The organism is Streptomyces sp. NPDC059695 (assembly GCF_042733785.1).
Lineage (GTDB): Bacteria > Actinomycetota > Actinomycetes > Streptomycetales > Streptomycetaceae > Streptomyces.
Genome location: NZ_JBHWFF010000019.1, coordinates 15,393 through 27,685, shown reverse-complemented (window position 1 = coordinate 27,685; position 12,293 = coordinate 15,393). Strand labels below are relative to the sequence as shown.

The 12,293-nt window shown below is 75.1% G+C and carries 10 protein-coding genes; 5 read left to right on the top strand and 5 right to left on the bottom strand.

Annotated elements, in window-relative coordinates; translation table 11 throughout:
• Nucleotides 1-11 precede the first annotated feature (11 nt).
• Nucleotides 12-1,967 (top strand): amino acid transporter, encoded by a 1,956-nt coding sequence (locus ACFV2S_RS23395; protein WP_385562338.1) that lies wholly within the window; start codon nt 12-14, stop codon nt 1,965-1,967.
• Nucleotides 1,968-2,032: 65 nt separating this feature from the next.
• Here ACFV2S_RS23395 and ACFV2S_RS23390 read toward each other — a convergent pair whose 3' ends face one another.
• Both ACFV2S_RS23390 and ACFV2S_RS23385 read right to left on the bottom strand, forming a co-directional pair.
• Nucleotides 2,033-2,620: a TetR/AcrR family transcriptional regulator gene (locus tag ACFV2S_RS23390; RefSeq protein ID WP_385562335.1), complete on the bottom strand. Its 588-nt coding sequence runs from the start codon at nt 2,618-2,620 to the stop codon at nt 2,033-2,035.
• A 55-nt stretch (nt 2,621-2,675) separates the two neighbouring features.
• On the bottom strand, nt 2,676-4,205 hold the full coding sequence (locus ACFV2S_RS23385) for a serine/threonine-protein kinase (protein ID WP_385562333.1): 1,530 nt from the start codon (nt 4,203-4,205) through the stop codon (nt 2,676-2,678).
• A 325-nt stretch (nt 4,206-4,530) separates the two neighbouring features.
• Between ACFV2S_RS23385 and ACFV2S_RS23380 the strand changes: the two genes are divergently transcribed.
• The gene (locus ACFV2S_RS23380; RefSeq protein ID WP_385562330.1) at nt 4,531-5,697 is read left to right on the top strand and encodes an agmatine/peptidylarginine deiminase; all 1,167 of its coding nucleotides are present in this window, start codon (nt 4,531-4,533) and stop codon (nt 5,695-5,697) included.
• Between the two features lie 35 nt (nt 5,698-5,732).
• Here ACFV2S_RS23380 and ACFV2S_RS23375 read toward each other — a convergent pair whose 3' ends face one another.
• On the bottom strand, nt 5,733-6,119 hold the full coding sequence (locus ACFV2S_RS23375; RefSeq protein ID WP_385562328.1) for a VOC family protein: 387 nt from the start codon (nt 6,117-6,119) through the stop codon (nt 5,733-5,735).
• Nucleotides 6,120-6,330: 211 nt separating this feature from the next.
• Between ACFV2S_RS23375 and ACFV2S_RS23370 the strand changes: the two genes are divergently transcribed.
• The 3 genes from ACFV2S_RS23370 to ACFV2S_RS23360 are packed head-to-tail and all read left to right on the top strand — an operon-like array spanning nt 6,331 to nt 8,608.
• The gene (locus tag ACFV2S_RS23370) at nt 6,331-6,966 is read left to right on the top strand and encodes an ATP-binding cassette domain-containing protein (RefSeq protein WP_385562326.1); all 636 of its coding nucleotides are present in this window, start codon (nt 6,331-6,333) and stop codon (nt 6,964-6,966) included.
• On the top strand, nt 6,963-7,856 hold the full coding sequence (locus ACFV2S_RS23365) for a metal ABC transporter permease (protein WP_385562323.1): 894 nt from the start codon (nt 6,963-6,965) through the stop codon (nt 7,854-7,856). Before ACFV2S_RS23370 ends, ACFV2S_RS23365 begins: the two co-directional genes overlap by 4 nt.
• The gene (locus ACFV2S_RS23360; RefSeq protein ID WP_385562321.1) at nt 7,805-8,608 is read left to right on the top strand and encodes an ABC transporter substrate-binding protein; all 804 of its coding nucleotides are present in this window, start codon (nt 7,805-7,807) and stop codon (nt 8,606-8,608) included. Before ACFV2S_RS23365 ends, ACFV2S_RS23360 begins: the two co-directional genes overlap by 52 nt.
• A gap of 56 nt (nt 8,609-8,664) precedes the next feature.
• Here ACFV2S_RS23360 and ACFV2S_RS23355 read toward each other — a convergent pair whose 3' ends face one another.
• On the bottom strand, nt 8,665-10,473 hold the full coding sequence (locus ACFV2S_RS23355) for a class I adenylate-forming enzyme family protein (protein ID WP_385562318.1): 1,809 nt from the start codon (nt 10,471-10,473) through the stop codon (nt 8,665-8,667).
• Nucleotides 10,470-12,284: a CoA transferase gene (locus tag ACFV2S_RS23350; protein ID WP_385562314.1), complete on the bottom strand. Its 1,815-nt coding sequence runs from the start codon at nt 12,282-12,284 to the stop codon at nt 10,470-10,472. The genes ACFV2S_RS23355 and ACFV2S_RS23350 overlap by 4 nt, the downstream gene beginning before the upstream one ends.
• Between the last annotated feature and the right edge of the window lie 9 nt (nt 12,285-12,293).

Genomic DNA, 12,293 nt, shown 5'->3' with positions numbered 1-12,293 from the left:
AGGGACACCCGATGGCCACCACGAACGACGCCCGCACCGGACGATTGCGCGCGTGGATGCTGGAGGGCCTCTCCGACATGGGGAAGGGCAAGCCCTCCCGGCCCCTGGAGTCGGCCCCGGACGCCGGACACAAGGGGCAGCGCTGGTGGCGGGTGATGTGCCTGACCGGTGTCGACTACTTCTCCACCCTCGGCTACCAGCCCGGCATCGCGGCCCTGGCCGCCGGCCTGCTCTCCCCCGTCGCCACCGTCGTCCTGGTCATCGTCACCCTCGCCGGCGCCCTGCCCGTCTACCGGCGGGTGGCGGAGGAGAGCCCGCGCGGCGAGGGCTCGATCGCGATGCTGTCGCGACTGCTCTCCTTCTGGAAGGGCAAGCTCTTCGTCCTCACCCTCCTCGGCTTCGCCGCCACCGACTTCCTCATCACCATCACCCTCTCCGCAGCCGACGCCTCCACCCACCTCGTCGAGAACCCCCACCTCGAAGAGGCCCTCCACAACAAGCAGATGATCATCACGCTCGTGCTGATCGCCCTGCTCGGCGCCGTGTTCCTCAAGGGCTTCCTCGAAGCCATCGGCGTCGCAGTCGTCCTGGTCGGCATCTACCTCGGCCTCAACGTGGTCGTCGTCATCAGCGGCTTCTGGCACGTCATCACCGAAGGCCACGTCGTCACCGACTGGACCGCCGCGCTGACCGCGGAACACGGCAACGTCTTCGCCATGGTCGGCGTCGCCCTCCTCGTCTTCCCCAAACTCGCGCTCGGCCTGTCCGGCTTCGAGACCGGCGTCGCCGTCATGCCGCACGTGAAGGGCGACGCGGACGACACCGAGGACCGCCCCGCCGGCCGCATCCGCGGCACGAAGAAGCTGCTCACCACGGCCGCGCTGATCATGAGCGTCTTCCTGATCTGCACCAGCTTCATCACCACCGTCCTCATCCCCCACCAGGAGTTCGAGTCCGGCGGCAGCGCCAACGGCCGCGCGCTCGCCTACCTCGCCCACGAGTACCTGGGCAACACCTTCGGCACCGTCTACGACGTCTCCACCATCGCGATCCTCTGGTTCGCGGGCGCCTCCGCGATGGCCGGACTGCTCAACCTGATGCCCCGCTACCTGCCCAAGTACGGCATGGCCCCCCACTGGGCCCGCGCCGTGCGCCCCATGGTCATCGTCTTCACCCTGGTCGCCTTCCTCGTCACCTGGATCTTCGACGCCGACGTCGACGCCCAGGGCGGCGCCTACGCCACCGGCGTCCTCGTCCTGATCTGCTCCGCCGCCATCGCCGTCACCATCGCCGCCCGCAAGGCCGGCCAGCGCGGCTGGACCATCGGCTTCGGGATCATCTCCGCCGTCTTCCTCTACACCACCGTCGTCAACGTCATCGAGCGTCCCGACGGCGTGAAGATCGGCGCCTGCTTCATCGCCGGCATCATCCTCATCTCCCTCCTGTCACGCCTCGGCCGCGCCTTCGAACTCCGCGTCACCCACATCGAGCTCGACGACATGGCCCAGCGCTTCATCCAGGACATCTCCCGCCGCACCCCGCGCTTCATCGCGAACGAGCCCGACAAGCGGGACATCGCCGAGTACCGCGACAAGATCGAGCAGATCCGCGCCGACAACGACCTGCCGACCACCGAGGACTTCGTCTTCGTCGAGGTCACCGTCACCGACCCCTCCGAGTTCGAGGCGGGACTGACCGTGCGCGGCGAGGTCATGCACGACCGCTACCGCGTCCTCACCGTCGAGTCCTCCTCGATCCCGAACGCGCTCGCGGCGCTGCTCCTCCACGCCCGCGACCTCACCGGTGTGAGTCCGCACATCTACTTCGAGTGGACCGAGGGCAACCCCTTCGCCAACTTCCTGCGCTTCTTCCTCCTCGGGCAGGGCGAGGTCGCCCCCGTCACCCGGGAGGTCCTGCGCGAGGCGGAGTCCGACCGGAACCGCCGCCCCCGCGTCCACGTCGGCTGAACCGGGACCCCGGCGAGACACGCGGGCACGCGGGCGGGCAGGCACGCGGAAGGCGTACCGGCGGGCTACGGCCGGGCCGCGTCCAGCCGGGTCAGTTCGGCCTCGATCGCCTCGCGCATGAGGGTGCGCGCGTGGTCGATCGCCAGGCCGCCGCTCAGCCAGCGCATGCTGAGGCCTTCGAGGAGGGCGGTGAGCCGCTCGGCCGCGGCGGCGAGCGCGGCCGCGGGAGCCAGGGGCCGCACCTGGCCCAGGAGCCCGGCGACCTCCTGCACCCAGACGAGGGTCGCCCGGGCGAGGTCCTCGCGCAGGACGGGGTCGAAGACGGCGCTCGCGCGCAGTTCGCCCCAGGCCGAGCTGTTCTCCCGGACCTCCGGGGTGTCCTGGAGCTCCAGGCAGAGGACCTGGTCGAGCTCCTCGCGCGGGGTCAGGGGCGCGGCGTCCGGGTCCTGCTCGGTGGTGTAGCGCTCGGCCCGGTCGTTGATGAACTCCAGGGTGTGGCGCAGGATTCCGGTGCGGTCCTTGAAGTGGTAGTAGATCAGGCCGGTGGAGACCCCGGCCTCGGCGGCCAGTTCCTCCACGCGGAGCCCGCGGACCCCGCGCCGGGCGATCACCCGGGCGGCCGCTTCAAGGATCTGAGTACTACGAGACGCCATGCGGTGAACCCTATCCGGAGCCGCGTGCGGAGTGATCGACGGCGGCGCCCCCCGCTCAGCCGTCCTTGCGGTACTGGCTCAGGACCACCGTGACCGGTCCGTCGCCCTGCGCCCCGTCGACGAGCCGGGCGATCACGAGCCGCCGGCCGTCGGCGCTCCGGACGCAGAACGGCCGCTCGTCGGCGAGGTCGGCGAGCGTCAGGCTCGTGACGGGCTCCGTCTCGATGCCCCGGTCGCAGTCCTCGGGGCTCAGCACGTACCCGGAGGCGACGAAGGCGTCGCTCTCCTCGGGCAGGACGAACGCGCCCTTGTCGCGGCTCAGGTACCAGTCGGCGGTCTCGGCGGGAGCCACCTTCCCGGCGCCGAGGTCGAACTCGTAGCCGTCGTCGGGGGCGGTCAGCTCGACGTCCGCGTACCCCGGCGTGAACGAAGGGCCCGTCCCGGTCCCGTCCAGGTAGTACCAGGCGCCGGCCGCCGCCACGAGCAGGCCGAGGGTGACCGCGCCCGCGATCAGGGACGTACGCCCGCGGCGGCGCCGGGCCCGGCGCCCCGGGAGCGTGCCGGGGGCGCGGTCGGCGCCGGTGCGGGGCTCCGGCACCCGCTGCGTGGGGACCGGGACGGCCGGTCCCGCGTGGGTGGGCCGCTCGTGGAGGGAGGGCGCGCGGAGGGGCGTCGCCCCGCCCGGCAGCTCCTCCCGCACCGCGCCGGGGAGCCAGCCCTCGGTGAACTCCGGGGCGGGGCCGACGGCGGGGTGCGCGTGCGCGGCGGCGATCAGCTCGGCCGGGGAGGGGCGCTCCTCCGGCCGCTTGGCGAGGCAGCGTTCGAGGAGGGCGTGGAGTTCGGCGGGGACGTGGGTGAGGTCGGCCGGCTCGTGCACCACGCGGTACAGCGCGGCCGACTCGGGACCGGTGCCGAACGGCAGCGCTCCCCCGGCGACGTAGGCGGCGAGGGCGCCGAGGGCGAAGACGTCGGTGGCGGGCGTCACGGCGAGGCCGACGGCCTGCTCGGGCGCCATGTAGGCGGCGGTGCCGATCCGCAGGCCGGTGCCGGTGAGTCCGGTGGCGTCGGCGGCCCGGGCGATGCCGAAGTCGATGACGCGGGGGCCGTCCTCGGCGATCAGGACGTTCGCCGGCTTGAGGTCGCGGTGGACGACGCCCGCGCCGTGGATGGCCTGGAGGGCCTCCGCGATCCCGGCGACGAGGAGCAGCACCGTGCGGACGGGGAGGGGTCCGTGGCGTTCGACGACCTGCTGGAGCGAGGGTCCGGGGACGTAGGCGGTGGCGAGCCAGGGGACGGGGTCGTCGGCTCCGTGGTCCACGACCTGCGCGGTGAAGAGGCCGTGGATGCGGCTCGCGCTGGCGACCTCCTGGGCGAACCGCAGCCGGAACTCGGGGTCGGCGGCGAAGTCCTCGCGCACCGCCTTGAGGGCGATGGGGCGCCCGCCCGGGGTGTGGGCGAGGTAGACGACGCCCATGCCGCCGGAGCCGAGCCGGGCCTGGATCCGGTAGCCGCCGATCTCGAGGGGGTCTTCGGGCGCGGGCGGCGCGTGGGCAGGCCGTGGCCCGGGAGGGTAGGTGGAGGACATGGACCCGATCGTGCCTTTGACCAAAGTTTCAGTCAATACGACACGAGGGCGACGACCCGTGGGCCTTGCCACACAAGGGTCGTGCCCCGCGCCCCGGCCGGTCCGCCGACCGGGCGACACCCGGCCCGCCACACCGTGCGGCCGTTTGACTGAAAATCCGGTCAGTGCCACAGTGGGGCGCACGGCCACCCCCACTCACGCCCGCCGCGCCGCCCCTCCCGGGCGCCGCCACCCGCGTGAGGCCAGGCCCGCGATTCCCGCCGCCGCGCGTCACGCGATCCGCCCGCCGCCGGACTGTCTCGCCCGCCCATGATCGGAGCACACCGTGTCCCACCCCCACCCCTCCCGCCGCACGGCCCTGCGGACGTTCGCCGGAATCGGCGGCGCCCTCGCCCTCGGCGCCGCCGCCTGCGGCCCCGGGGAGTCCGTCCAGGGCGGTGCCGCCGCCGGTACGAGCGGCGGCCCCGGTTCCCAGGACCCCGAGCGCCGCTTCGGCGCCGAGTGGGAGAGCCACACCCGCACCTTCATGTCCTGGCCCGCCCTCGCCTCCGTCTGGGGCGACGAGCTGCCCTACGTACGGGAGGACATCGCCCGCATCGCCCGGGCCGTCGGGGAGTTCGAGGCGGTCGTCATGATGGCCCGGCCGGAGCAGCTGCCGGCGGCCCAGCGGGCGTGCGGCTCGCGGGTCGAGGTCATCCCGATGCCCGTCGACGACCTGTGGGCCCGCGACACCGTTCCCGTCTTCGTCGAGGACGGGGGCGATCTCGTCGGCATCGACTTCAACTTCAACGGCTGGGGCAACAAGCAGACCCACGACAACGACGCCCTGGTCGGCCGCAGGCTGCTCGCGAAGTACGACATCCCCCGCGAGGTCGCGCCGCTCACCGCGGAGGGCGGCTCCTTCGAGACCGACGGCGAGGGCACCCTCCTCGTCACCGAGAGCTCGATCGTCAACAACAACCGCAACCGGGGCAAGACCCGGGACCAGATCGAGGACGAGCTGATCGAGACGCTCGGCGTGGAGAAGGTGGTCTGGCTGGCGGGCGTCCGCGGCCAGGACATCACCGACGCGCACGTGGACAGCCTCGTGCGGTTCACCGCGCCCGGCGTGGTCCTGCTCGACCAGGCCTTCCCCGGCTCTCCCCCGGACTCCTGGTCCCGCTCGGCCGACCAGGCCCGCGCCGTCCTGGAGAAGGCCACCGACGCCCGCGGCCGGCGGTTCGAGATCATCGACCTGCCGCAGCCCGACCTCGACCTCATCACCGGCGAGGGCGACGACTTCGTGTCGACGTACGCGAACTTCTACGTCGCGAACGACTCCGTCTTCCTGCCGAAGTTCGGCGACCGCAAGGCCGACGACCGCGCGCGCGGGATCCTGCAGGAGCACTTCCCGAAGCGCGAGGTCGTCCAGCTCCAGATCGACACCATCGCCTCCGGCGGCGGCGGCATCCACTGCTCGACCCACGACCAGCCCGGCAAGCCCGCCGCCTGACCCCGCCGGGGAGGCGGGCCGCCGGCCGGGACGGTTCAGGGCAGCTGCACGATCTGGATCAGGTTGCCGCAGGTGTCGTCCAGGACCGCCGTGACCACCGGACCCGCCTCCGTCGGTTCCTGGGTGAAGCGGACCCCGAGGGCGCGCAGCCGCTCGTACTCCGCGCGGACGTCGTCCACGGCGAAGGACGTGGCCGGGATGCCGTCCGCCATCAGGGCGTGCACGTAGGTCCTGGCGGCGGGGTGCGCGTCGGGCTCCAGGAGCAGCTCGGTGCCCTCGGGGGCCTCCGGCGACACGACGGTCAGCCAGCGGTAGTCGCCGAGCGGGACCTCCGTCTTCTTCACGAAGCCCAGCTTCTCCGTGTAGAAGCCGAGGGCCTTGTCCTGGTCGTCGACGAAGACGCTGGTCACGTGGATCCGCATGCCGTTCTCCTCCTGGGGTGAGCCCGAGGCCGTCCGAGTACCGGCCCGCGCCGCCCCGGGACCGGGGCCCGGGCGGCCGGGGTACGGGCCTGAGCCACCGACACAACCACCTGCCCGCCACCGCGCGGGAACCCGACACGCCCCGCGTACGACTCCTCCAGGACCGACGGCCCCGGTGGAGGGCCCGGCGGGACGCGAACGGGACGGGTGGATGGGCGGACTGGACATACGGATGCGCGGGGTCTCCTGCCGGCACGGCCGCAGCGAGACGGTCGGCGGGGTCGACCTGGACATCGCCGCCGGCGAGCGCGTCGCGCTGACCGGCACGAACGGCTCGGGCAAGACGACCCTGCTGCGCGCCGTCCTCGGCCTGCACCGGCAGGTCGGCGGGACCGTCGAGGTCGGGGGTCGCGAGGCCCGCTCGGCGGCCGGGTGGGCGTGGCGGCGCCGGGCCTGCGCCTGGATACCGCAGAAACCTGCCGCGGGACGGTTCCCGCTGCTCGGCGAGGAGCTGCTCGCCAGCGGCTCCGGCCCGGCGGAGGCGGCGCGGGCGGCGGAGCTGCTGGGCGTGGGAGGTCTCGCCCGGCGCTCGGTCGACACGCTCTCCGGCGGGCAGCTGCAGCGCATGTACGTGGCGCGGGCCGTGGGCGCCGTGGCCGCGGGGGCGGGCGTGCTGCTCGCCGACGAACCCACCGCCGCCCTCGACTTCGACGGCCAGGAGGAGGCCGCCGACCTGCTCACCGCGCTCCCCGTCACGCTGGTGGTGGTGACGCACGACCGGGCGCTCGCCGAGCGCTGCGACCGGGTCCTGGAGATGGCGGCCGGCCGCCTCCGGGAGGTCCGGTGAGCCCGCCGGCCCGGATCCACCTCTCCGCCCCCGACCTCGGCACCCTGCTCCAGCTGGTCCCCGTGCAGCGGGCCGGGCTCGCGCTGCTCGTCGCGGCGGTCGCCCTGCCGGTCGTCGGCGTCGTGATCGTCGGGCTCGACATCATGCCGGTGCGGTTCGCGATGATGCACGTCGCGCTGCTCGGGATCGCGGTCGGTCTGGTCACCGGGCTCGACCCGATGGTCTGCGCCCTGGTCGCCTGCGCGCTCTCCGGCGCCGGGATCGCCCCGCTGGCCCGCACGCCCGGCGGACTCTCCGGCGCCATGGGCCTGTTGATGAGCCTGGCCATCGCCGCGGCGCTGCTGGTGCTCGCCGTGTCCGGGGTCAACGCCTCCGGGGCCTTCGCCCTGCTGTGGGGCTCCATCCTGTCCGTCGGCACCCCGGACCTCGTCGTCCTGGGCGTGCTCGCCGTCGTCGTGCCCGGCCTGTTCCGGTGGCGGCGGCGCGAGATCGGCCTCCTGCTGTACGACCGGGAGCTCGCCGAGTGCTCGGGCGTGCCCGTCCGGGCGCTCACGACGGCCCTCCTGGTCCTGGTCGCCGTCGCGGTGGCCGGTGCCATCAAACTCACCGGGGCGCTGCTCGTCGACGCCCTGACGCTGCTGCCCGCGCTGGCCGCCCGCAGGCTCGGCGGCTCCCTGAGGTCGATCACCCTGTGGGCGATCGGGATCGGGGTGACGGTCAACCTGACCGGCTTCCTGGTGGCCCTGCGGCTCGACTGGCCGCCGGGGCCGGTCCTCGTCCTCACGGCGGGGGCGGTCGTCCTCGCCGTACATCTGCTTCCCGAACGGAGAACCCGCTCATGGCGCGCACCCGCGTCCGCATCGCATCCCTCGGCCCGCTCCTCGCACTGAGTGCCGCGCTCCTGCTCACCGCCGGCTGCGGCGAGGACGGCGGGGCCCCGGCGGAGGACGGGAAGAAGCACGCCGGGCCCTCGGTCGTCGTGACGACGACCTGGGAGGGCGCGTTCGCCAAGGCGGCGGGCGCCGAGGACGTCACGGTCATCGTCCCCCGCTCGGTGCACCACGCGCCCGACTACGACCCGAAGCCCTCGGACCTCGCGGCCGTCGCCGGGGCGGACTTCGTGCTGTACGCGCCCTTCGAGCCGTACGCCGGGAAGATCAAGGAGGCCGCCGGGTCGAAGGCGAGGCTGGTGGAGGTGGACCTCGACAACGACCCGGACCGGGTGCGGACCGAAGTGACGCGGCTCGCCGCCCTGTTCGGCACCGGGGACGCGGCGGCGACCTGGCGGAAGGGCTTCGACCGCGAGTACGACCGGCTCGGCAAGGAGGTGAAGGCCGCCTGGCCGGGCGGCCGGAGCCCCGTCGTCGTCACCCAGGTCTTCACCGCGTGGTCGGCGAAGCTGGCGGGCGTGACTCCGGTCGGCACGTACGGGCCCGAGGCCGTCACCCCCGCCCGGCTCGCGGAACTGTCCGCCAGGAAGCCGGGGTTCGTCCTCGACAACGCCCACATGTCGACCGGTACGGTCCTGCCGGACTCCGGCGCCGAGCAGGTCGAGATCGTCAACTACCCGGACGAGAGCCTGGATCTGGTGGAGGTGTACCGGGGCGCCGCCGCCGCGCTGAGGAAGGCGCTGGGCTCGTAGGCGCCGGCGCTTCGCGGCGAGGGGCCCGGTGACCGGAGTCGCCGGGCCCCTGCGCGTCAGGCCGCGCCGCGCGCCGCCCCGGCGGGCTCCGGCTCGCCCGTCGCCCCCGGCTGCTCGCCCGTCGCCCCCGGCTCGCTCGCCTCCGCCCGGCGGGCGAGGGCCGCGCGGTCGGGCTTGCCCGCCGCCGTGAGGGGCAGTTCGGCGACGAGGAGCAGCCGCTCGGGATGCTTGCGCGGTTCGAGGCCGAGGGCGGTCAGGAACCCGCCGAGGGTTTCGAGGGTGGGCGCGGGGCCGTCGCCCGCCGGCACCACGCAGGCCGCGAGGCGCTCCCCCATCAGCGGGTCGGGGACCCCGACGCAGACCACGTCGCGGATCCGGGGGTGGCCGGCGAGCGCGCGCTCCACCTCCGCGGGGCTGATGTTGGCGCCGCCCCGGATGACGACGTCCTTGAGCCGCCCCACCACGTGCAGCAGGCCGTCGGCGTCGAGGAGACCGAGGTCCCCCGTGCGGACCCAGCCGTCCTCCGTGCGGTGGCGGGCGTCGAGTTCGGGCGCGCCCACGTAGCAGAGGGGCGTCATCGGTCCCCGGGAGAGGATCTCGCCGACGGCCCCCTCCGGGAGGGGCCGGTGGGTGTCGGGGTCGGCGATGCGGATGTCGGTGACCCGGGGGTCGGGCCGTCCCGCGACGACACCCGTGCCGCCGGCCGGCGGCAGCGCCTCGCCGAGCCCGGTGTGGCAGTTCACGCCGTCGGCCGAGCCGTACAGGTTGACCACCGCGCATCCGAAGGCCTTCGCCGCCGCCCCGGCGGTCCGCGCGTCGAGCGGGGCGCCGCCGAGCACCAGCGCGGTCGGGGCCGGCACCGTGTCCGTGCCGCCCGGCTCCCGGTCGAGGCGCTCCAGCATCATGCGGACCATCGTCGGGACGCCGAGGACGTGGGTCGGCGCGTGCGCGCGGATCGCGTCGAGGGCCGCCTCCGGCGTGAAGTGGTCGAGCAGGACGAGGGTCCCGCCGTGCCGGGCGAGCGTCACGGCGGTGCCGTTGGAGCCGAACGCCGACGCCAGCGGGACGAGGAACAGGCAGCGCGGCGGTCTCCCGTCGGGGATCAGGGAGGCCAGGAAGTTGCCCCGGCCACCGGCGAGGGCGTTGTGCGAGTACGCGACCATCTTCGGCTCCGCCTCGGATCCGGAGGAGACCAGGATCCGGGCGGCGGACTCGGGGTCGGGCCGGGCGGGCGCGAACCCGGTGGCGTCGGTGCGCAGGAGCCGGGCCAGCGGCACGGTCCCCTCGGGTGCGGGGCCCGGCCCGGCGGCGACGACGTGCCGGAGCGCGGGCAGCGCGGTCCGCAGGGCGTGCAGGCCGGCGGCGGGACGGGCGCCGCGGTGGGCGGTGGCGGCGAGGACGGCGACGGCGCGGGCCCGGCCGAGGAGGCTCTCGGCCTCCCGCACGCCGCGTCCCACCGGGAACGGCAGCGCGACGGCGCCGAGGGCGGCGAGCGCCAGGTCGGCGACGACGGCGTCGCGGTGGTTGGGGAGCTGGACGCCGACGACGTCGCCCGGCCCGATGCCGAGCCCGGCGAGCCCGGCGGCGAGACGGCGGGCTCGGCCGTCGAGGGCGGTGTAGCAGAGCGCGCCCCGGGCGTCGAGGAGGGCCGTGCGGTGCGGGTCGGCGATCCGGCGGGCCCGGAACAGACCGTAGAGGTCGAGGTCGGGACAGCTGCCGTCCGCCGCCCAGGAGCGCCGGAGGGAGGCGGGGAGGAGGTCGCGCAGCACGAGCGGCCCGGTGCCGGCCGGCACGGGTGTCCGGGGAACGGGGGACTCGACCGGGGCGGGGAGCGGTGTCGGGGACGCCTCGGGGTGCGGGGTCATGCGTGGCTCCAGGGGTCGGGGACGACGGGGGCACCGTGCGCGTCCCGGCCGATCGGGCCGGTCAGGCGCGGGTCGTGGTGCAGCTCGCTCAGGTCGTTCGTGACGCGGGTCGCGGCCAGCCCGTGCCGGTCCAGCTGCTCCAGGGCCTCGCGGGTGGAGAGCTCCCGCAGGTCGTACGCGGCGGCGGCCGGGGCACAGGTGTCGGTGGCCGCGACCCAGCCGTCGGCGGTGCGCGAGGGGCGTCGGAAGCCGGCCGGGCGGCGCGGGTCGTGCCCCCGCCGGGCCCGGTCGAGCGCCGGTGCGGTGAGCGTGTCGGCGGCGCCGAGCAGCGAGGAGTCGACGCGGACGCCCCGCCCGGTGCGTTCGCGGAGCAGCAGGCCCGCGAGGACGGCTTCGGCCCCGAGGAGTCCGCCGAGGACGTCGAGGAGCGTCATGAGGGAGGGCGCGGGCGGCTCCCCCGCGGGACGGACGGCCTCGCCGGTGCCGGTGCGGGCCTGGACCATGAAGTCCGTGCCCATGGGGGCGTCGTCGATCCGGTCGGCCCAGCCGCTGGTGTAGGCGTGCACGAGCGCGGGGTTGACGGCGCCCAGGTCGTCGGCGTCGAGGCCGAGCGCGGCGGCCTTGCCGGGTGCCCAGTTGTGCAGGAACACATCGGCTCCTGCGGCCAGTTCCCTCAGCCGGGCGCGGTCCCGCTCGGACTTGATGTCGATCTCGACGGCCTTCTTGCCCCGGTTGAGCGCCAGCCAGCGGGCCGAGACGCCGGAGCAGGCGGGCGGCATCCCGCGCAGCGGGTCGCCGCCCGGCGGCTCGATCCGGATCACCTCGGCGCCGAGCAGCCCGAGGAGGTGCGCGGCGAGCGGCGCCTGGATCCGCCGTCCCGCCTCGAGGACGGTGAGCCCGGCGAGGGGACGTCCGGCCGGCACGTCTCCGGGCGGCCTCCGGGGAGCCGTCCGCGGGGACGCGTGGCCCGGTCCGAGGAGCCGGAGTGCCCACGGGTCCGCCCCGTCGTCCTGCCGGGCGCGCTCGGCGAGGGCGTGCAGCGGGCAGACCTCGGCGCCCGACAGGGCGGCCGCGCGCCGGAGGCGCTCCATCGGGTGGGCCAGGGTGACGGCGTGCAGGGCTTCGGGGAGGGGCGCGCAGGCGGTGGCGTAGCGGAACTGGAAGGGCCGCCAGCCGTCGCGTATCGCCTCGGCGGGGGCGTCGAGGGCCCGCCAGAAGGCGGCCCAGGCGCCCGGGTCGAGGGTCTCCAGCTCGAAGAGCACGCCGTCGGCGGAGGTGAAGGGCGGTCCGCCCGGGCCCGGTTCGACGGCCTCCGCCTCGTCGGCCCCGGCGGCGGCGAGGTACTGGGAGACGACGAGGAGACCGGCCCGGTCGGCACTCGTGGTGAGGGTCCCGGGCGGCCGGGCGCCGCGTGCCTGGCCGACGAGGTCCGCGAGCAGGCCCTGCACGGTGAGGACGCCGGTGGCCGTGGCGAGGTAGTCGGCGGCGAGTCCGCGCGGGGCTCCGTCGCGCCGCCCGTGGACGCTCATCACGCCGGTCGCCGCCTGGACGGTGGCCTCGTCGACGAGGCCGGAGCCGGGCGGGCCCCAGCCGGCGCGGGCCGTGACGGGGGCGAAGCCGTCGCCGGAGAGGACGGTGTGCGCCCCGCCCGTGGGGGCCGCGTCCCGGTCCCCTGTGTCCGGGTGCCGCCGCCGGGCTCCGAGCCGTCCGAGGTGGTCGTCCACGACCCGGGTCAGCGGCGGGGGTCCCGTCACGTGGAAGGCCAGAGTGTCGAGCGGCCGGACGGTCTGCGGGGTCGCTGGGGACGCCATGCCTCTCCT

Bases quoted from the DNA above. Each gene is read 5' to 3' on its own strand.
- ACFV2S_RS23395 (WP_385562338.1), top strand. From the start codon at position 12: ATGGCCACCACGAACGACGCCCGCACCGGACGATTGCGCGCGTGGATG.
- ACFV2S_RS23390 (WP_385562335.1), bottom strand. From the start codon at position 2,620: ATGGCGTCTCGTAGTACTCAGATCCTTGAAGCGGCCGCCCGGGTGATC.
- ACFV2S_RS23385 (WP_385562333.1), bottom strand. From the start codon at position 4,205: ATGTCCTCCACCTACCCTCCCGGGCCACGGCCTGCCCACGCGCCGCCC.
- ACFV2S_RS23375 (WP_385562328.1), bottom strand. From the start codon at position 6,119: ATGCGGATCCACGTGACCAGCGTCTTCGTCGACGACCAGGACAAGGCC.
- ACFV2S_RS23370 (WP_385562326.1), top strand. From the start codon at position 6,331: ATGGGCGGACTGGACATACGGATGCGCGGGGTCTCCTGCCGGCACGGC.
- ACFV2S_RS23360 (WP_385562321.1), top strand. From the start codon at position 7,805: ATGGCGCGCACCCGCGTCCGCATCGCATCCCTCGGCCCGCTCCTCGCA.
- ACFV2S_RS23355 (WP_385562318.1), bottom strand. From the start codon at position 10,473: ATGACCCCGCACCCCGAGGCGTCCCCGACACCGCTCCCCGCCCCGGTC.
- ACFV2S_RS23350 (WP_385562314.1), bottom strand. From the start codon at position 12,284: ATGGCGTCCCCAGCGACCCCGCAGACCGTCCGGCCGCTCGACACTCTG.